22 protein-coding genes are annotated in these 19,185 nt (G+C 41.5%); 12 read left to right on the top strand and 10 right to left on the bottom strand.

The genetic code is table 11. The annotated features are described in order from the left end of the window. Nucleotides 1-55: 55 nt before the first annotated feature. Entirely contained in the window at nucleotides 56-550 is a 495-nt protein-coding gene (locus tag ACK4HU_RS07170) for a DUF6265 family protein (protein WP_409804832.1), read from the bottom strand. Nucleotides 551-584: 34 nt separating this feature from the next. Further along, the gene (locus tag ACK4HU_RS07175; protein ID WP_409804835.1) at nucleotides 585-899 is read right to left on the bottom strand and encodes a HesB/IscA family protein; all 315 of its coding nucleotides are present in this window, start codon (nucleotides 897-899) and stop codon (nucleotides 585-587) included. A gap of 112 nt (nucleotides 900-1,011) precedes the next feature. Between ACK4HU_RS07175 and ACK4HU_RS07180 the strand changes: the two genes are divergently transcribed. From ACK4HU_RS07180 to ACK4HU_RS07205, 6 genes are all read left to right on the top strand, one after another. Continuing rightward, a complete protein-coding gene (locus ACK4HU_RS07180) occupies nucleotides 1,012-1,533 on the top strand; it encodes a hypothetical protein (RefSeq protein ID WP_409804837.1) in 522 nt (173 codons plus the stop codon). 9 nt (nucleotides 1,534-1,542) lie between these two features. After that, nucleotides 1,543-1,956 carry a YkvA family protein gene (locus ACK4HU_RS07185; RefSeq protein WP_409804840.1) on the top strand — a complete coding sequence of 138 codons (414 nt, stop codon included), beginning with the start codon at nucleotides 1,543-1,545 and terminating at the stop codon, nucleotides 1,954-1,956. 36 nt (nucleotides 1,957-1,992) lie between these two features. Then, complete coding sequence (locus ACK4HU_RS07190) at nucleotides 1,993-2,616, top strand: thioredoxin family protein (protein ID WP_409804842.1); 624 nt, start codon at nucleotides 1,993-1,995, stop codon at nucleotides 2,614-2,616. Continuing rightward, nucleotides 2,613-3,332, top strand: coding sequence for an oxidoreductase (locus ACK4HU_RS07195; RefSeq protein WP_409804844.1), 720 nt, complete (start codon nucleotides 2,613-2,615; stop codon nucleotides 3,330-3,332). The genes ACK4HU_RS07190 and ACK4HU_RS07195 overlap by 4 nt, the downstream gene beginning before the upstream one ends. Next, entirely contained in the window at nucleotides 3,329-3,781 is a 453-nt protein-coding gene (dtd, locus tag ACK4HU_RS07200; RefSeq protein ID WP_409804846.1) for a D-aminoacyl-tRNA deacylase, read from the top strand. Before ACK4HU_RS07195 ends, dtd begins: the two co-directional genes overlap by 4 nt. Before the next feature lie 62 nt (nucleotides 3,782-3,843). Next, nucleotides 3,844-5,322, top strand: coding sequence for a sulfatase (locus tag ACK4HU_RS07205; protein WP_409804849.1), 1,479 nt, complete (start codon nucleotides 3,844-3,846; stop codon nucleotides 5,320-5,322). A 24-nt stretch (nucleotides 5,323-5,346) separates the two neighbouring features. Here ACK4HU_RS07205 and ACK4HU_RS07210 read toward each other — a convergent pair whose 3' ends face one another. The 3 genes from ACK4HU_RS07210 to mce all read right to left on the bottom strand — a co-directional run bounded on the left by ACK4HU_RS07210 (nucleotide 5,347) and on the right by mce (nucleotide 7,609). Beyond that, nucleotides 5,347-5,691: a type II toxin-antitoxin system HicB family antitoxin gene (locus tag ACK4HU_RS07210; protein WP_409804851.1), complete on the bottom strand. Its 345-nt coding sequence runs from the start codon at nucleotides 5,689-5,691 to the stop codon at nucleotides 5,347-5,349. A gap of 167 nt (nucleotides 5,692-5,858) precedes the next feature. After that, on the bottom strand, nucleotides 5,859-6,887 hold the full coding sequence (gene thiL, locus ACK4HU_RS07215; protein WP_409804854.1) for a thiamine-phosphate kinase: 1,029 nt from the start codon (nucleotides 6,885-6,887) through the stop codon (nucleotides 5,859-5,861). Between the two features lie 323 nt (nucleotides 6,888-7,210). Beyond that, on the bottom strand, nucleotides 7,211-7,609 hold the full coding sequence (gene mce / locus ACK4HU_RS07220) for a methylmalonyl-CoA epimerase (protein WP_409805054.1): 399 nt from the start codon (nucleotides 7,607-7,609) through the stop codon (nucleotides 7,211-7,213). Between the two features lie 92 nt (nucleotides 7,610-7,701). On the opposite strand from mce, the gene ACK4HU_RS07225 reads away from it, so the two are divergent. The 3 genes from ACK4HU_RS07225 (at nucleotide 7,702) to ACK4HU_RS07235 (ending at nucleotide 10,177) form a co-directional block, all read left to right on the top strand. Next, nucleotides 7,702-8,028: a HesB/IscA family protein gene (locus tag ACK4HU_RS07225; protein ID WP_092734041.1), complete on the top strand. Its 327-nt coding sequence runs from the start codon at nucleotides 7,702-7,704 to the stop codon at nucleotides 8,026-8,028. A 344-nt stretch (nucleotides 8,029-8,372) separates the two neighbouring features. Continuing rightward, entirely contained in the window at nucleotides 8,373-9,467 is a 1,095-nt protein-coding gene (gene gcvT / locus ACK4HU_RS07230) for a glycine cleavage system aminomethyltransferase GcvT (protein ID WP_409804856.1), read from the top strand. Nucleotides 9,468-9,469: 2 nt separating this feature from the next. After that, nucleotides 9,470-10,177, top strand: a complete 708-nt coding sequence (locus ACK4HU_RS07235; RefSeq protein ID WP_409804858.1) for a 2-phosphosulfolactate phosphatase — start codon at nucleotides 9,470-9,472, stop codon at nucleotides 10,175-10,177. Between the two features lie 837 nt (nucleotides 10,178-11,014). On the opposite strand, the gene ACK4HU_RS07240 is transcribed toward ACK4HU_RS07235, so the two are convergent. Continuing rightward, a complete protein-coding gene (locus ACK4HU_RS07240) occupies nucleotides 11,015-12,106 on the bottom strand; it encodes a BamA/TamA family outer membrane protein (RefSeq protein ID WP_409804860.1) in 1,092 nt (363 codons plus the stop codon). Nucleotides 12,107-12,274: 168 nt separating this feature from the next. Here ACK4HU_RS07240 and ACK4HU_RS07245 point away from each other — a divergent pair, with 168 nt between their 5' ends. Beyond that, the gene (locus ACK4HU_RS07245) at nucleotides 12,275-12,511 is read left to right on the top strand and encodes a YdcH family protein (protein WP_409804863.1); all 237 of its coding nucleotides are present in this window, start codon (nucleotides 12,275-12,277) and stop codon (nucleotides 12,509-12,511) included. Between the two features lie 100 nt (nucleotides 12,512-12,611). Here the strand turns inward: ACK4HU_RS07245 and ACK4HU_RS07250 are convergent, their stop codons facing one another. Both ACK4HU_RS07250 and ACK4HU_RS07255 read right to left on the bottom strand, forming a co-directional pair. Further along, nucleotides 12,612-13,370 (bottom strand): SDR family NAD(P)-dependent oxidoreductase, encoded by a 759-nt coding sequence (locus ACK4HU_RS07250; protein WP_409804865.1) that lies wholly within the window; start codon nucleotides 13,368-13,370, stop codon nucleotides 12,612-12,614. Between the two features lie 9 nt (nucleotides 13,371-13,379). Then, nucleotides 13,380-13,718 (bottom strand): nucleotide pyrophosphohydrolase, encoded by a 339-nt coding sequence (locus tag ACK4HU_RS07255; protein ID WP_409804868.1) that lies wholly within the window; start codon nucleotides 13,716-13,718, stop codon nucleotides 13,380-13,382. Between the two features lie 40 nt (nucleotides 13,719-13,758). On the opposite strand from ACK4HU_RS07255, the gene ACK4HU_RS07260 reads away from it, so the two are divergent. After that, a complete protein-coding gene (locus tag ACK4HU_RS07260; RefSeq protein WP_409804870.1) occupies nucleotides 13,759-14,133 on the top strand; it encodes an iron chaperone in 375 nt (124 codons plus the stop codon). On the opposite strand, the gene ACK4HU_RS07265 is transcribed toward ACK4HU_RS07260, so the two are convergent. Next, nucleotides 14,130-15,398 (bottom strand): aminotransferase class V-fold PLP-dependent enzyme, encoded by a 1,269-nt coding sequence (locus ACK4HU_RS07265; RefSeq protein WP_409804873.1) that lies wholly within the window; start codon nucleotides 15,396-15,398, stop codon nucleotides 14,130-14,132. The two genes, ACK4HU_RS07260 and ACK4HU_RS07265, sit on opposite strands and share 4 nt — an antisense overlap. Nucleotides 15,399-15,528: 130 nt before the next feature. Between ACK4HU_RS07265 and ACK4HU_RS07270 the strand changes: the two genes are divergently transcribed. Then, nucleotides 15,529-17,118 (top strand): sulfatase, encoded by a 1,590-nt coding sequence (locus ACK4HU_RS07270; protein WP_409804875.1) that lies wholly within the window; start codon nucleotides 15,529-15,531, stop codon nucleotides 17,116-17,118. A 4-nt stretch (nucleotides 17,119-17,122) separates the two neighbouring features. Here ACK4HU_RS07270 and ACK4HU_RS07275 read toward each other — a convergent pair whose 3' ends face one another. Then, complete coding sequence (locus tag ACK4HU_RS07275; RefSeq protein ID WP_409804878.1) at nucleotides 17,123-19,150, bottom strand: site-specific recombinase; 2,028 nt, start codon at nucleotides 19,148-19,150, stop codon at nucleotides 17,123-17,125. Nucleotides 19,151-19,185 lie beyond the last annotated feature (35 nt).

The following is a 19,185-nucleotide window of genomic DNA, read 5'->3' on the forward strand; positions in this document are numbered from 1 at the left end:
GGATTTTTACATCCTCTTTTCAAAAAGCATTTATGGTAAATACCTTACGAAAACTTTAAAATGTCTTTTTGGTAAATGTAAACTCAGCAACCGTCTTTTCCCCATTTTCAGTCAAGTCCAATTGGTAGATCATCTCATCTCCAACTCGTTCGATGGTCAAACCGACAAACCAAACTTTATTTCTGGATAATTCTATAAGTCTAAACGTCGTCCATTCCTCTTTTTCTTCCCAGCCCGAGAGATTTGGATTGAAATGCTTGAGCTTCATCGATATGCTTTCACCATCCTGTATTAGGTTCATGAATTCGGAAAAAACAAGCTTACCATCATCCCAAAAACGAAACGTACCAATCATTTGACCATCCACTGCCGGCATCCAAACTTCCTCACATTCACCGCCTAAACCAGTTCCGGTCCAATAGCCAACCATCCAACTGAGATCTTTGACGTTTCCTTTTCCAGGGAGTTGGTCGGCTTCGAGTTGTCGGACTTGTGCAGCTAAGAGCTGACTAAATGTCAGAAAAACAGTGAGGATAAATAATGCCTTCATAGATATACGATTGGGTGTCCGAAAGTACAAAAAATCAGATATCATGCCGTTTCGGTATGTCAGGGTTGATGAAAGTAAAGCCTCGAGCCTCATCTCCATCGAAAAAGTCGATCTGCATTCCCATCAGAAACATGTAGTGTTTTTTCTCAATCAAAATCCGGATTCCATCGATCTCAAACTGCTGATCTTCAGCTTTTGGTCGATCAAAACCCAACGCATAAGACATTCCTCCACAGCCACCACCTTTGACTCCAACCCGCAGGAAATAATCTTCGGGAATATTTTTGGTAGCCATGATGTGTTTGATTTCAGCCTCGGCCTTGTCTGTGATGGAAATGGGAATCAGCATGGGGAGAAAATCAATTATTTAGGAATTTGGTTCGAGAATAAGTCCAAAATTATGGATTCGGCCGATTTTTTGACTGATTAGAATTACAGATATTCGAATGCAAAATATAACGATGGATTATTTACTCGATTTGCTGAAAATCATTTTGCCGGCAGGCATTGTCCTCTATGGAATGTATCTCGTGGTGGTTTCTTTTCTTTCCAAGGAAAGAGAAAAACTACTTATCGACCTGAAAACTCAGAATACACAAGTCGTTTTGCCAATCAGACTGCAGGCCGCTGAGCGGCTTTGCCTATTGCTGGAGCGGATTACTCCCAATAATTTGGTGAGACGCTCCAACCCCAATCAGTTTTCTGCAGCCGAACTTCATCCTCAGCTCCTTGCTGATGTAAGAGAAGAATTCAATCATAATTTAAGTCAGCAAGTCTACTTCTCTGAGGAAACTTGGGAAGCTGTCCGACGTGCGGTAGAAGATGTTGTCACGCTTTTGAATCTCAGTAGGCAGTCACTTCATGCTGACGCCAGTGGCATGGATTTGGCAAAATCAATTTTCGCCAATTCACTCGAGCAAAAAAACGATGCAATCACCTATGCGCTTCGACAAGTGAAATCAGAAATTCAACTTCATTTTTAATATACGATAATGACAACCTTTACCAGCAAGAAAACAGCAATAGTGAAAAAAGCCAAAGCGCTTTTCGGTAAGCAGGTGGACATGATCGTGCGCCAAGAGCAGAAAGTTGTTGAGCTTGTTAAAAATGTCGGAGAAAAACTTTCCAATCTGGCGCATAATCCCAAGGTCAAAAAGTTGACTGCGCCAATTCAGGTTTTTATTCGGATGATTAAAGCACACGTTACGGGGCACCATGAATTGGAATATAGTACCCTTGGATTGATTGTTTTGGCGATGGTATATTTTATTTCACCAATTGATCTGATCCCCGATTTCTTGGGAGTTTTTGGTTTCGTAGATGATTTGTCCGTAGTCTTGGCCGTGTATGCTAAATTAAAAGATGAAGTCGATCAATTTTTGGAGTGGGAGCGAACTCAAGTCTGAAATTCCCTGTTTTGCCCCAAAATTAATTAAGATATTATGGAGCAAAGTATAGGATCCATCTCTAAGGATTTGATTAGACATGCTATGACTTATCAAACCTATCGAGAACTGATCGATAGCTTACTTTTGGAAAATAAAACCACCGGCCAAACACATACTGAGTTTTATTTGGAATATACCCGGATGAACGTGCAGCGAATGAACCGCTGGGACAAAAGAGCCAAAGTTTCAGATGAAGTGGTAGCAACCATTCAAGCTATTCAAGAGCCTCAAATCTGGTTGGTATTAACAGAGGCTTGGTGTGGTGATGCGGCACAGAATATCCCATATTTTGTCAAACTCGCAACAATCAATCCATTGATACAGATTCGGTTTATCCTTCGCGATGAGCATCCCGAGGTTATGGATGAATACCTCACTTCAGGTTCGCGATCTATTCCAAAAGTGATTGGCATGACAGCGGATCTTACTTGTGAACTGTTTACATGGGGGCCAAGACCAAGTTCAGCACATGAGTTGGTAATGAATTATAAGAAAGATTCCCAAGGATTAACCTTTAAGGAGTTTTCGGAAAGTTTGCACCTTTGGTACGCCAGAAATAAAAACCAAGAGTTGGAATCAGAGCTATTACCTTTAATTCAATCAACTTTGATCATATGAACATCGCGTTAATTTCTGGTACTTCAGGACTTGTCGGCATGCAGCTACTTCACCAGCTTTTGCAAGGCCAATCCTATGATTATGTATTGAGTGTGGGGAGAAGGAAACTTTCGCTCAAGCACGGGAAGTTGATTCAGATCGATGGAGACCTTTCTAAAATTAATGCCTGGCAATGGGAAGAATTGGTAAAAGCCCAATCATTAGGAGGGGAATACAATATTTTGCTTGACGCCATTTCGGAAAAATCAGCTGAAATCCACGCATACTCAAGTTTGGGTACGACCATAAAAGTTGCCGGTTCGAAGGAAAAGTTTTACGCAATTGATCACGATTTGGTAATCGGCTTTGCCCATTGGGCAAAAAAGATAGGAGCCTCAAAATTCTTGTATGTTTCTGCTTTAGGTGCAGATTCGACTTCTTCGGTTTTTTATAATAAAGTAAAAGGAGAAACGGAAAATGATCTCAAATCCATCCAATTCGGGTACTTGGGCTTGTTCCGACCTTCGCTTTTGCTTGGAAATAGAAGCGAATTCCGAATGGGTGAGTTAGTGGCTTCCGTTTTGATGAAGCCTTTGGTTTGGCTGAAAGTTGCAAAAAACATCCGTCCCATCTATGATTACCAAGTGGCTAAAGCTATGGTGAAAAAAGCTTTGGCATCAAGTTCAGAAGCTGTGGAGATTGTCCTTTCGGGGCAAATGCAAGACTTAAGCAAATGATTGTCGTCATCCAGCGTGTTTCCGAATCATCAGTCAAAATCGATAGCAAAATTAAAGCCCAAATCGGTTTGGGTTTAATGATTTTATTGGGAATCGAGGAAGCCGATAATCAAGAAGACATCGAATGGCTGTGCAAGAAGATCATCAATCTCAGGATTTTTCCTGACGAAAATGGAGTGATGAATCGCAGCGTATCGGAAGTAGGAGGGGAGATTCTGCTGATTTCTCAATTCACACTTCATGCAAGGACAAAAAAGGGAAATCGTCCTTCCTATATCAAAGCTGCTAAACCTGATTTTGCCATTCCGATGTATGAGAAGATGATTCAGGCACTGCAATCCGAATTAGGCAGGCCGATCGGTACAGGAGAATTTGGTGCAGATATGAAAGTGAGTTTGGTCAATGACGGGCCGGTGACGATTGTTATGGATTCGAAAAACAGAGTTTAGACTTGAGATAGTGCAGGATAGTTGGGCAAGGCTTCCGCTCTAATTTCAAAGAAAAGACCGCCATGTTCAGTACTTACCTATATGTTCTCGCCTTTTTATTTTTTGGAGGAAAAACAGATTCCTCAGATTTTCAAAATGGACCTGATCAGCCTCAATTGGCCAAGCCCAACCTAGTTTTTATCCTTGCCGATCAGTGGAGAGCACAGGAAATGGGCTATGCTGGTAATTCCCAAATCAAAACTCCCAATCTGGATAAGTTTGCTCAAGAGAGTTTGATTTTTGAACATACAGTCGCCACTTTACCGGTTTGCGCTCCTTGGAGGGCTAGTTTCCTTACTGGCCAATACCCTTTGACTCACGGGATTTTTTATAATGACAAGCCGCTTCCCAATGAAGCTTTAACCTTGGGGGAGATCTATAAAAGTGAAGGCTACCAAACAGGATATATCGGAAAATGGCATCTGAATGGACATCAGCGCGGTGAGGATCCATTTAGTGGAAGAGGAAAACCAATTCCGGTAGATCGGAGGCAGGGATTTGATTATTGGAAAGTGAGAGAGGTGAGTCACGACTACAACAACAGCTTTTACTTTGATGAAAATGATCAGCGCCAGGTATGGCCTGGTTATGATGTATTCCCTCAAACTGACAGTGCGATTAGTTTCATGGCAAAAAACAAAGAGAAACCATTCGCATTGATTCTGTCTTATGGGCCGCCACATGACCCTTATTTTTCTGCTCCCGCGGAGTTTAAGGCGCTTTACGATGCCGAGAGCCTAGTCTTAAGACCGAATGTGCCAATTGAATTTCAGGATAGTGCCAGAAATGTTTTGGCTGGTTATTATGCCCATGCCTCAGCCATCGATCATGCCTTTGGTAAACTGCTCCAGGCTTTAGAGGACTTGGGGCTCAAGGAAAACACAATACTAGTTTTCACATCTGAGCATGGAGATATGTTGATGTCAAAGGGCGTATTAAAAAAGCAAAGACCATGGGATGAGTCAATTCTGGTTCCTATGCTGATGCGCTACCCAGCTGGATTGGGAAAGCAGTCCCGAATTATCCAAAACCCAATAGGTACACCGGATTTACTCCCTACTTTTTTGGGATTGAGTGGGATAAAAATCCCCAGCCAAGTGGAGGGGGAAGATTTTTCGAAAGACTTAATCCAAGGAAAAGATATTGAAAATGAGGCTTCTCTAATCCTGCTTCCTGTTCCTTTTCACGAATGGCAATTTTCTAACGGAGGAAGAGAATATCGGGGAATCAGAACTAAAAGATACACCTATGTCAGAGACCTCATGGGTCCTTGGCTCCTATATGATAATGAGCTTGATCCCTATCAACTTAATAATCTGATTGAAAAAAAAGAATTTGAGGCGCTTCAGACGTCAATGGAAAAACTACTGACCGCTAAATTGAAAGATCGTAAAGATGAATTTATGCCAGCCGATTACTACATGTACCAATGGAATTACCTCTACGATCGGACCGATAGCATTAGACCATTGGACTACTTAATAAGAAACAGACTCCCATGAATCAATATTATTCTTATAAAAAAATCATTCAGGTTCATTTACCATAAATTCTTCCAAGGCTTTCTCCAAATATTGATTTAGTGAATAACCTTGTTTCAGTGCTTTTCTAGCCGCTTTTTTATGAAGCTCAGGTTTGATCCGAACATTGAATGAGCCTTTGTAAGACTTTTCGGGCTTCTTTCCGATTTCGATGCAGGTTTCGATATAATCTTCCACAGCTTCTTCGAAAGCTGATTTTAAATCTGCCACCGTGCCTCCTTCAAAAGTCACTAAGTCATCAATTCCTTCGATTTTCCCATGGAAAACTTCATCTTCGGATGAGAATGACACAGATCCAATGAAGTTTTTGTGTTCAAGTGTGTTTTTCATGACAAATCGAATTTTTGCAAGTTAGAATTTGGCTAAAGCCTGATTGAAATTATAAAATTTTAGGAATGGGCTAAAGCCACATTCCTATTTATTGAACGGAATTTTACTTCCAGCCAATCTTACTTCTTGTTTCTTGAATCTAATATCTTAAGTCTAATATCTTGCATCTAGAAATGCTTCCAGCCTTGGGCTTTCAACTGAACCGCTGTCCCACTTTTGGTCACGAGGTATTTTCCTTCTTCTGCTTTAGTTATGTGACCGATAAAGTGAATGTCAGAGTGCTTTTCTAGCTTCTCAAAATCTTTTTGATCAATCGTGAATAGCAATTCATAGTCCTCTCCACCATTCAGTACGCATGTAATCGGATCTAAATTCAGTTCCACTGCTGTGTCAAAAGTCTGCTTGTCGATCGGAAGTTTGTCTTCATAAATCGTCGCCCCAACTCCTGATCCTTTGCAGATATGAAAAATCTCTGAAGCCAATCCATCCGAAATGTCCATCATGCTAGTGGGTACTATTTCCAATTCCCGCATTTCATGGATGATGTCCATTCGGGCATCCGGTCTAAGTTGACGACCAGTGACTACTGTGTATTTCTCCAAATCGGGCTTCATTTCCGGATTTGCAAGGTACACTTGCTTCTCTCGCTCCAGGATTTGCAATCCAACTAAAGCCGAACCCAAATCACCGGTGACGCAAAGAATATCATTTACTTTGGCTCCTGTTCTGTAGGTGATCTGCTCTTTCTGAGCTTCGCCGATTGCAGTGACCGAGATTACTAAACCGCCCCTTGAAGCCGTTGTGTCTCCACCAACCAAATCCACTCCATAATGCTCACAAGCGGCATTGATTCCTTCATATAAGGCATCTACAGCTTCCACTGAGAAGCGATTGGACAGCGCGATACTTACGGTGATTTGCTTCGGAATAGCATTCATTGCAGCCACATCGGAGATATTGACTGCCACAGCCTTGAAACCAACATGCGTCAACGGAGCATAAGAAAGGTCGAAATGAACTCCTTCAAGCAGCAGATCAGTTGTCACCACTTTCACATGATCTCCAGCTTCGATTACTGCTGCATCGTCTCCGATTCCTTTGAGAGTTCCTGGATTTTTGATTATTACTGTTGAATTCAAATGATCAATCAGGCCAAACTCACCCAATTCACTGATTTCTGTTCTTTTTTCTGACATTATTAGATTTACGAATTTTGATTTACGATTTACGAGGCATTTTTATTATTTCCCGCAGACCTGACTGCCGTCAGGCAAGTTTAACGCAGAAAAAGACACGGATTTTCGCAGATTTAGTACTCTTCCTTTAGCCGATCTGGAAAGACTGTGACTGAACACTGCTAACTGATCACTACCGCTCATTAAGACTTCTGACTTCAGCTTTCAGACTTTCTGCCAACTGCGACTGCCTACTTTTTTCAGCCTACCTCCGGCAGGTAAACTTTTTGACTTCAGCTTTCTGACTTTCGATTTGCCAACTGAATACTGCGACTGGCAATTGCTTACTGACTCTGGCATAACTCCACCAACACACCATTCGTGCTGCGAGGGTGCAAAAATACCACAATTTTATTGTCAGCGCCTTGTTTCGGGGTTTCATTCAGGATTTCAAAACCAGCTTCTTTCAATCTTTTGACTTCTGCATGGATATCTTCCACATCAAATGCGATATGATGCACCCCCTCTGATTTTTTCTCCAAATACTTTGCAATCGGACTGTCTGGCCGGCTCGCTTGAAGCAATTCAACCTTGGTCTCGCCCACCTGGAAAAAACTGGTTTCTACCCCTTCACCTTCCACAGATTCCGTCTTGTAATTCTCTTTTCCCAAAAGTCGAGTAAAGAGCTTATTCGATTTTTCTAAATCTGCGACAGCTATTCCGATATGTTCAATTTTCCTCATCATCTATTTTGTATCTTTGTTGCGAATCTTTTTTTTAGTGGATGTGTTTACGATACATTCCAAAGCATTATCAAAAGTAAAAGTATAAAGATATGATCATCGTTTCTGACAAAGCCAAAGAGAGAATTCTCGAACTTCGAAAAGAGGAAGGCCGAACTGAGAATGAAAATATACGAGTTTCTGTCAAAGGTGGAGGTTGCTCCGGTTTGATGTACGACCTTGGTTTTGATGCCACTGTGGTGGATTCTGACCATGTTTTTGAAGATAAAGGTGTGAAAATCCTTGTCGACAGAAAAAGTCTACTTTACCTCGCAGGTACAGTTCTCGAATTCTCAGACGGATTAAATGGCAAAGGATTTCAGTTTGTAAATCCAAATGCAAGCCGAACCTGTGGATGCGGGGAAAGCTTCTCCGTTTAAAATAAACTGTTCAAAGTACTAATGAAGGTAGCCACAGAGCTGCCTTTTTTTTTTCTTTAAATGACACTCTAAAATTTCGCAAGAATTGAATTTCACCTCGACTCCGCTCGGTGTCCGTTAGTTTTGTTTTTAGGGGGGGAAGGAATATGCGGCTGCGCCGCATATTCTTTCCCCCCCTTCATAAACTTCAAATCCGGTGGCCGAGCGAAGTCGAGGCCATTATGTTGTACTGGCAAAGAATCGGGTAATCAAATCCTTTTCTTCATCAATCAAAGAAACAAAAATTCCCTTTACCTAAATTCCTGTCAATCCTTACCTTTGCCCACGATAAAAAACACCCAAATATGGAAGAGCAAATTAAATACGTCCCCCTCAATGACCTGCACATTGCCCTTGGTGGCAAAATGGTGCCTTTTGCCGGTTTCAATATGCCCGTGCGCTACAGTTCCGACAATGAAGAACACCTTTGCGTGCGAAATGGAGTAGGGGTTTTTGATGTGTCTCACATGGGTGAATTCCTAGTGGAAGGACCTGAAGCACTTAATTTGATCCAAAAAGTTACTTCTAATGACGCTTCCAAGTTGGTGATTGGACAGGCACAATATTCCTGCTTTCCAAATGAAACCGGCGGAATCGTGGATGACCTGATCGTCTACAAGCTCGAAGAAGAAAAATACATGTTGGTGGTCAATGCTTCCAATATTGACAAGGATTGGGCTTGGGTCAACAAGTTCAATACAATGGGAGCGAAGCTGACCAATATCTCAGATGATCATTCACTTTTTGCGGTGCAAGGCCCAAAGGCCATCGAAGCCGTTCAGTCTTTGACTCCAGTTAATCTATCAGAGGTAAAGTTTTACCATTTTACGGTAGGTGAATTTGCAGGGGTTAAGGACGTGATCATTTCCGGAACGGGCTACACCGGAGCTGGAGGATTTGAGATTTATGTGAAAAATGAAGATGCCGAGCATGTGTGGAAGGCCATATTTGAAGCAGGAAAAGATTTCGACATCAAGCCGATTGGTTTGGGTGTGCGAGATACCTTAAGAATGGAAATGGGCTATTGCCTTTACGGAAACGACATCACCGATACCACTTCACCGATCGAAGCTGGACTCGGTTGGATCACCAAATTCACCAAGGACTTTACCAATTCTGAAGCAATCAAAAAGCAGAAAGAAGAAGGTGTCTCTCGCAAATTGGTTGGATTTATCATGCAGGAAAGAGGAATTCCAAGAGGTCATTATCCAATCGTGGATTCTTCAGGTGAAGTAATCGGCGAAGTAACCTCCGGAACTCAGTCTCCAAGTATGGGCGTGGGAATCGGAATGGGTTATGTGAAAACAGAATTTAGCAAGCCTGGAACTGAGATTTTTATCCAAGTCAGGAATAAAAACCTGAAAGCACAAGTTGAAAAACTTCCGCTCCTGAAAGCTTAAGCATGAGAAAAGTTAAAGTTTGCTTCAGTCCAGAGTTAATTCATCTATTCGATCTTGAAGGCAAAATCGTGGTCGTGGTCGATATTTTTCGCGCCACTTCCACAATGGTTGCTGCGCTTGCAAATGGAGTGGAAGAAATCCTTCCGTTCGCAGATTTGGAAGCTTGTCGACTGATGAAAGAAGAAGGATACCTGATAGGAGGCGAACGGAATGGGCTGACAGCACCTGGTTTTGAAATGGGGAATTCTCCTGTCGCTTACCTCTCTGGCGAGTATTCAGGCCGTAAACTCGCTATGACGACAACAAATGGAACTCAGGCGATAGAAAAGTCCAAAAGAGCAGCTGAAATCTTGATCGGAGCATTTCCAAATTTACAAGCCACAGTTTCCTACATCCAAGCTCAGGACAAAGACGTCCTCATTCACTGTGCTGGCTGGAAAGGACATTTCAACTTGGAAGATTCGCTTTACGCAGGAGCTTTAGTCCAGTCCTTGGAATCCACACATGAGGCAAATGAGGATGGAGCTTTGGCAATGAAATCTCTTTATTTAAAAGAAGGCCACAACTTGAAACGTTATTTATCCCAAGCTTCTCATGCTAAGCGGCTACAAAATCACGGAATTGAGCGGGATATTGACTTTTGTCTGACACTGGATTTGTATGAAATTGTGGTGAGGTTGGATGAGAGAGGGTTTTTGGTGAAAGTTTAGTAGTCTCTTTGTTCTAACTTTCTCACTTCAGTTTTCTTACTTTTTATCTAAAAGGCTTCGAAGACTGTCACACTGAGTCTTAAATATTCTATGAACATACAAAAAGGCAATGACAAGGTTTTTTAAGATAAAAGCCTATAAAATCCGAGTGGAGGTTTGAATTTTATTTGGGTAGACAAAACATTGATCGGAAGGGCGCGGTGGGAGGATTTGCCAGCGAGCCAGCGTTCGGCCTAGTGCGCCTGCCTGCCGGCAGGCAGGGTGGGAGCTTTGGCAAATCTTGACCTTTTGGTTCTTTTGGGTCAAGCCAAAAGAACGAAGAAAAAAAATAGCCTAACCTGAATCCAGAACCATAATTAAATGATTAATGTCTAATGATTTACAGACTCCAAATCAGAATTAAATTCTATATTATTATCTTTCATGTGTTTATAATTTTTTCTTTATGGCCACATGGAATCTCGCATGGTTTATAATCATCCCTCTGTGTGTCGCTTTGGGTCATGCTTGATTTCATAAAATTAAATACAATCTGTCATCGATAGCGGAATCGAAGTGTCAGCCTGACAAAATTGCCAACTGCGACTGCCTACTTATTTTCAGCTTTCTCACTTCAGCTTTCTCACTTCAGCTTTCTGACTTTTATCTGTAAGGCTTCGACTCCGCTACCAATGACAGAGTATGTATTATTTGGTAAATTGTTGAAAAACCAAATAATCATTCGATATGTCATCTCCATTTTGTTAATCCAAGGTTATTCAGACTCAGCCTGACAAAACTGCCAACTGTGACTGCCTACTTCTTTTTTCAGCTTTCTCACTTCAGCTTTCTGACTTTCTAAAATGCTTCCCCAAACGTGAAATAAAACTGCATACCCTCATTTGGTGAATGAGCCAAATCCAATCGGAGATTAAGCTTTTTGGCTTTTGAAAGCCGAAATCTTCCACCCGCTCCATAGGCTATTTTAGTCCCATCAATTATGGAATTAAGATCGGAAAATACATTTCCGACGCCAGCAAAACCAACCAAACCCCAGCGGTTACCAATGGTTTTCCGGATTTCGGACTGGAAAAATGCCACATTGCTATTCCGGTATTTTCCTTCAAAAAGTCCTCTAAGCGAGCGATTTCCTCCCAATAGAGGCAAGGCAAAAAATGGTGTTTCTCCGGTTGTAATTTTTGTGGCAATTTGGTTTGCCCAAACCACGCTTTGCGAAAGCGATCTATAATTTCTAAGATCTCCACCGATCTCCCAATAAGGATAATCTCCTCCCAATGGCTTTCCAAATCGAAGGAGATATGTCTCAGAAAACCAGCCAGAACCTGGATAGATCGGGTTGTCTCTTGAGTCAACAATAAAGGAAGGGCCCAAACCAACATTCCATCCGCCTTCTTTACCGATGAATTCTTCAGTTGCAAGTTTTCCCGCAGGATCAAAGCTGGAAAAGCTAAATTGATCGAGTACGGTTTTTACGCCCAAGTAGCTCGATGGAGCTATTTGCTTTGCGTAGTCAAACCGAAGTCTAGGGAATTTGGCAGAATAGGTTTCCAAATCCGATTCCCTGACATCATTTCCAATTCCATAGAAAAAGTAAACGTAATCGAACCAGCCCACCTCGCCAGAGAAAAGGTTTTTGTTTTGATCTGTAAAGATTCTCCAGTTGGCATAGCTTAGGAATTGCTTTCTCAAGGAATAGGCGACGCCAAAAACCGCTTGACTTTCGTAGGTATCTACAGAATCTCCCAAACTAAAATTTGTGGCTCCACCCACACCAAATACCCAACGAGTCTCAGGGGTATAATAAACTAAGGGAAGTATAAATATTGCTCTCTCTTGTATCCCGCTGGAATCCTGTTGAGCAAGTGCTGGGTTGAAAACCTTAAGGAAAATGAAAAAAAGTAAAATTGAGTACGTAGTGTTTTTAGACATATTCAAATGTACGAGTCAAGTACCCTTTACTGATTTAGCCCCAAAGCTATTATTTGGTTTAATACGGAATTTTCTTTAAAGACTTTAATCCTAAACTAAACTGACGGATGTCATAATTTATTCATTGGCAAGAGCTGACCTTGTAGCTAGATAAAACCCATCATAATCATGTTTAGAAAGCATCCCTTAACTGAAGAATTCCCAGAATTTGCAGAGAAAATCCATTCACTAAAAGTAGAAAATGTTCACTTCAAAAAACTTTTCGATGAATATGATGAAGTAGATCATGAAATCTACAAAATTGAGTCAGACGCAGAACCTGCCTCAGACGAAACCGCCAATCAAATGAGAATAAACCGACTTAGACTGAAGGATGAGATCTACCACATGCTGAAAGATAGTTAAGTTGCCATGGCACCCAAAGATCTGAAACAGATGCCCGAGAGAAATTTTGGGCATTTTTTTCATTTTCAACTACTCTGAATTGTTTATCGGTTCAATGGATTTATCTAATTGAAATACCTCCATCTATCGTGAATGCCGATCCGGTAATCCAGGATGCTTCATCTGACACCAGAAACAACGCCAAAGAAGCAATATCCTCAGGTTTTCCAAGTCTTTTCATTAGGGTGTTGTTGGCAGTTTGCTGGACAATGGTGCTTGGGTTTTGAAATGCCTCAGCAGAATCCCAAATCATGGGCGTATCGACGGGTCCGGGACAGATGGAGTTGACTCGAATTTCTGGCCCATAATCCAATGCCATTTCCTTCACAAGTGCAACCAAAGCGGCTTTGCTTGCGCAGTATGCTGCGTGATTAGGAAAAGACTTAAATGCTGCAATGGAACTGTTAACCAGAATCACTCCTTTGCCAGTTTTTTTCATTGCAGGAATCGCAAAGCGACTCAGATAAAATACAGAATTCAAATTCGTCGACAGTGTATAATCCCATTCATCCAGCGAAATATCAGTCACCGAACCAATTCCCAAGTTTCCCGCATTGGTGACGATAATATCCAGTTTGCCAAAGTTTCGGATTGCCTCCTCTACCAATTGCTCATTGGCTTGGGGCTTGGAGATGTCACCTGCGACAAAAACAGCTTTTTTTCCCGTCAAATTGAGTTCTTTTTCAAGAGCAAGACCTTTTTCGGGATCCCTTCCACTTAGAATTACTTTCGCTCCTTCACGTACAAAAGCCTCCGCCATGGCCATTCCCATACCACTTGTCGCTCCTGTAACGATGATGGATTTATCATCTAACTTCATTTGCTTGATTTATTTTAGTTTTTCATTATCCCGATGACGATTGATATCCCGGATGTTTTTCTTTTCGAAGTTCTTCTTCATGGCTTCAGTCAAATCCACCCCGGTTTGGTTGGCAAGGCAGATCAATACCCAAAGCACATCCGCCATTTCATCTCCCAAGTCTTTTCCTTTGTCAGATTCTTTGAAAGACTGTTCGCCATAGGTTCTGGACATGATTCGAGCTAGTTCGCCTACTTCTTCCATCAAAATGGTCATGTTGGTGAGTTCGTTGAAGTATCTCACGCCGACGGTCTTGATCCATTGATCGACTTGGGCTTGAGCTTGAGCGATTGTAATGTCTTTTTCCATAAATTCAGATCTTATTTCCAAATATAGAACCCAAGCTCCAATGAACCCTAAACCCAGTAGCATTGAGGAGTACTTCTCTTGGTTTTCTTCTGATATTCAAGCCAAACTCAAGCAAATTCGACAAACCCTGATGGAAGCTTTACCAGACGCAAAGGAAGTCATCAGCTATCACATGCCGGCATTTAAGACCTCGGAAGTCTTGGTTTACTATGCTGCCGCAAAAAATCATTTGGGCTATTACCCCACTAATACCGGTGTGGAGGAATTCAAAAAGGAATTAGCTCCTTATGTTACTTCCAAAGGCGCAATTCAATTTCCTTATGACCGAGAATTGCCTTTAGAGCTTATTTCACAGATTGCCCAATTTCGAGCTGAGGAAGCAAAATTTCGTGCGGAGAATAAGAAAAAACGTTAAGCAAGAATTTGATCAAGGGCACCAAGGAAATTATCCAATTCTGCTTTAGAATTATAAATGTGAGTGGATATACGCACTGCATTTACTTTTCCCTCATGGACTAATCGCACCCGAAAACCAGCTTTTCCCAGTTCAGCTCCGCAGGCATTAAAATCCATGTTTTTTGGTCTGAATGAGATTATAGCGATTCGAGACTCCTTCTCCAACGGTGTAAGAATCTCAAGTTTTGAAGCAAGCCCAGAAAGCCCCTCAAAAAGATATTGATTTAGCTCCCGCACTCTTGACTCGATTTTTCCTTTTCCGATTTCACTGTGAAAATCAGCTGCTGCGAGCATGCCAACTGCCAAGGTTTTGCTTTGCGTACCATAGTCAAATCTTCTTGCGGAAGGAACATAACCCTTGAATTCGGGTGGATTAACGGTCATATCCCAACCGATATCCGAGTGTCCTCCGATCATCACAGCCTTTAACTTTTCCAAGGCATCTTCCCTGACAAAAAGGAAGGCAGTTCCGCTTGGGCCACACATCCACTTGTGAAAGCAACCTGCATAAAAATCACATCCCAAATCATATAAATTCAAGTCGAAACTACCCGCGCCATGAGCTCCATCGATTGCTGTCAGGATTCCATTTTTGCGAGCTAGTTCACAGATTTCTTTGATGGGGAAAACCAACCCTGTGGTACAAGTCACATGAGGGATTGCAATGACTTTTGTTCTTGGGTTAATTAACTTTTGAATCTCATTCAAGTTTTCTTCTCCGGTAGTTTTGGGCTCGAAAGTGCGAAGTACGATTCCGTCCAATTTGGCCCGATTGAGCCAGGGAAGGGCATTTCCTGCATGTTCATGAGTGGTGAGAATCACCTCATCTCCAGCTTGTAATGGCACGCCCCAAGCCATGATGTTGATTCCCTCAGTAGTATTATGAGTGATGGAAAATTCAGTGGCTTTTATTCCAAAAAATTCTGCCAAGTTGCTTCGTTCTTGATCTGAATTCCCATATTCCCCGGTGGTATTGATGTGAAGATTGCTTTTTTCCATAGCCTTAAGAACAGGAAAAGGAGCAGGCCCAAATGTGCCGTTATTCAGATATACCCGATCTGTGCTTAAGGGAAACTGGGTTCGAATTTGTTCCCAAAAATCTTCCGATTCCAGCGAATGATTGATTTCAAATGGCTCAGAAGCATAAGTCGCCTGAATCCCCAAAAGACTCGGAATAGCTATTCCAGCAGAAATTTTTTGAATAAAATTGCGCCTACTTTTCATTTTACCGGATATTACAAAGATGATATTCTGAGCTAGTGAACTCAAGTCAAAAAGTACACTAGAATGCTTAATAATCAAACCCATACAAGTAAACCTTGTAAAAGATTAAGCGCTATTAGTTCGTCTATAGATGAATTTTGGAATTGGGAATAAAACTGGCTTTATTCAAGATAAACTTCCTGAACTGCAAATGCGACTTTACATCCGATGCTTATTAGTTTTAGTGTTTGGTCTTTTTGAATCACCAGGGTTTGGTCAAACGTACATTGCTGCCGATTCTCCGTCTTCTCTCCCAAATGTGATTTTGCTTTTAGGTGACGATCACGGTTGGGATGAAACGGCATACAATGGGCATCCTTTTTTAAAGACTCCAGTGCTTGATGAAATGGCCGCAACAGGCCTCAAGATGAACAGATTCTATGCGGCTTCTCCGATATGTTCACCAACTCGAGGGAGCATTATCACTGGACGACACCCCAATCGATATGGCACTTTTACACCTGGATTTTCCATCCGTCCCGAGGAAATAAGCATTGCACAACTAATGAAAAATGCAGGTTATGTTACTGCCCATTTTGGAAAGTGGCACCTTGGCCCTGTCAAGGCCGAATCTCCCACGAATCCCGGAGCGATGGGATTTGATGAGTGGCTTTCCCATGACAATTTTTTCGAAATGAATCCAGTGCTATCTAGAAACGGGGGATCACCTGAAGAATTCAAGGGAGAAGGGTCTGAAGTTATTGTCAAAGAAGCATTGGACTTTATCCAAAAAGCCAAAGAAGCAGGCAAACCATTTTTCGTGGTGATTTGGTATGGTTCGCCACATGAACCCTATAGCGGACTACCCCAAGACTTGGCCTTATATGATAAATTGCCGGAGGATTTTGGAAATAAATCAGTTCGATTGACTTCCAATGAAACCGGAATGCCTGTGGATCGACTCCAGCGAGATGTATTGCGAGAGCGATTTGCGGAAATCACGGCCATGGATCGCACGATTGGATGGGTCAGGGATTTTTTGAAAAGTGAGAAATTAAAAAAAAATACGCTCTTGTGGTATTTTGGTGATAACGGAACTCCTCAAGAAGGGAATGCGACGGTGCCATTTCGTGAAGAAAAAGGCAGCATCTATGAAGGAGGTATCCGAGTCGCAAGTGTGCTCGAATGGCCTGCCAAAATCCCCAATTCGATGGTAACAGATGTAAATATGGTGTCATCGGATATTTTCCCAACGCTTTGCGCAATGGTGGGTCAGAAATTGCCGGAAAGACCAATTGATGGAATCAATCTTTTACCTTTTTTTGAGGAAAAGATGGATGCTCGTCCCGAGTCAATAAAATTCTGGAATGGAGGGCCAAGAAATGAAAAAAAGACTGCACCAAAACCATACATTGAGCTAAAACTTCAGGCAGGAACTACTCCACTTGCAAAATTACAGGATGGAGTGGCCACACGAAATTTCAAAAATTTCCATCACCCTGATATTCAGCCTCAAGATTTCAAAGGCCCGAGGGCAATCCTGGACAATCAATTTAAATTGGTACTTCATGACAAGCCAAATGGAGAAATTCTGAGGGAACTATTTAATGTAATTTCAGATCCATCGGAAAAACACAACCTGATTTCAACCTACCCAGAATTAGCAAGTGACTTAGAGATGGCTTTAAAAGAATGGCAACTATCTGTTCTACAAAGCCTAATGGGGGAGGATTACGACTGATTTTTCAATCTTCTTTTTCAGCAGCAATTTCCTGATCTTCATTAGTTTTTAAGATTTTCGGTGGAAAAAAGAAATGGGAGGGTTTTAGTGCAAACCAATTGATAAGAATTCGTAACAGCTCATTTCGCTGGTTAAAATTGACCCCACGCGATTTAGTAGCTACAAAAATCGCCAGTGAAAAGCTGACCAGAAAATTCATCAATCCGATACATACAATCCCAAAAATTGTAAGTGCAATCTCGTTTTGGGATAATTGGTCGCCAACAGAAACGAAGGCCAAACCGAAATTTCCGGATGCAAAAGTGATGTGCCTGATATCTAAAGGTAATCCAAGGATAATTCCGACGGTTCCCATTGTTCCCAAGAATATTCCCAGGAAGAAATTCCCAGCCAGATTTCCCAGATTGAATTCCAAATACGAACTGAAATTTTCTGTTCTTTTTTTGCCTAAGTATTTATTTAAAAAATTGTGATTTATAATCCGCTGTGGAATCTTGTTGTAGATGCTTTTATTATCATAATATCCCGAAATCAATCCTGACAAGAACAAGAATACCCCTGCAATCCCTGCATGAAATACCGCATAACTGGTGAATGGATCTAATTCTTTAATGAGCATCATAGCCTTCTCCGGCTCTGCGATTTGCCCTCCTGTACTATAATTGTAAATCCATGCTATCAGAAATGCAACAGGAAAAGCAATCATAACATTCCCCACAAAGGCGATAAACTGTGAACGAGATAGCTTTACAATGACCTCAGCGAGATTTTCCAAAGCCTCGGATTTTGTCTTGGCTTTTTCATCCAAAGCGGAGGCAAGCTTTGAAGCCGTCATAGCCGGCTGCTTGGTCGCAAGTGTGGAGTGGGAGACGTGAATTCCGATAAACCCCAGCGAATAATTCATGCTGTAAAGGAAGGCCTCCCCAAACAGCGGAAGTCTTAAATAGTATATGAGAACCTTAATAATGGAGAGGAATCCTACGATCAAACCTCCCCCCATGGAAGAATAGAGCATTTTCTTCCATTCCTTTGTGGTATTGGCGATGTAATGTTCACCGGTCTTTCCGGCGTGTTCGGTTACCTGAAAGGCGATAGAGCGAATGTTGATTTCAAAGTGTTCCCGTAATGAATCTTTTTTGTTTTCGGCTCTAACAAGTGTTTTGAACAATTCAATTTCTACCTGGAAAGGTGCTTTTTCTGTAGAATTCACGATCAAACTTAGAAGGGTTCTCAGTCGCTCGATGTTTTGATTTAATCGTGTCAGCAGGTAAGTCAGGTGCAAGTCAGCTCCAAATTTGCTTTTGTTTTTCTGGATGCTTTCACTGAATTCCGAGCATTGATTCAGCATGACTAATATATGCTTGTAATCGGCATTTTGATCAGATCGATCAAAATCTTCACTATTCTGTGCCTGACTGAGATATCCGAAAATTTCCCTGTTTTGCACCATAAATGGTGAGTCAAACTCTTGCAATTCAGGGAGTTTTAAAAGAATATCCTGTTCAATACCTGAAGAACCGACACGCTGCGACAAAACGATGATGCTATTGATCAATTGGCCAAATACCTGATTGGAATGATCCAAATCATCCACTTCCTGAAGTCCCAATACTTCAAAAAGTGCAACCCAATCTTCACTTGGTATTTTGGTTACCCACTCATGATCCCAAGACTGATGAAAAATCTCATTGAATGTAGCGGAGTGGTCTGTGTCCTGATAGGCTCTGGGTAAAAATTTTGAATTTAATCGGACGGTTGCCTCTGAGAAAAAACCCCTATTGGTCAAAATACCAGAATTGGTCAAAAGCGGTACGAGATGACGGGAATTGATGAAATGCTTGAAATACAATTTTACCGCTTCCTTTTCCCACTCATGTTTTTGAAGAAATTGAATGAAGTTTTGAAGATTTTTTCCGGCCTGATCGAGGTCTTTCTTCGGAGGTCTAATTTCATTTATAAACAAAATCATTCCTTCAGGTGAGGAGAGGTTTTCGTTGTCTTTAATTTTTTGGATGATATCTAAAAATTTCATTTCTACTTTGGGTAATCTACTAATTGATTAATAAA

Origin of the sequence: Algoriphagus sp., from assembly GCF_046296635.1 — a bacterium.
In the GTDB taxonomy this organism is placed as follows: Bacteria; Bacteroidota; Bacteroidia; order Cytophagales; family Cyclobacteriaceae; genus Algoriphagus.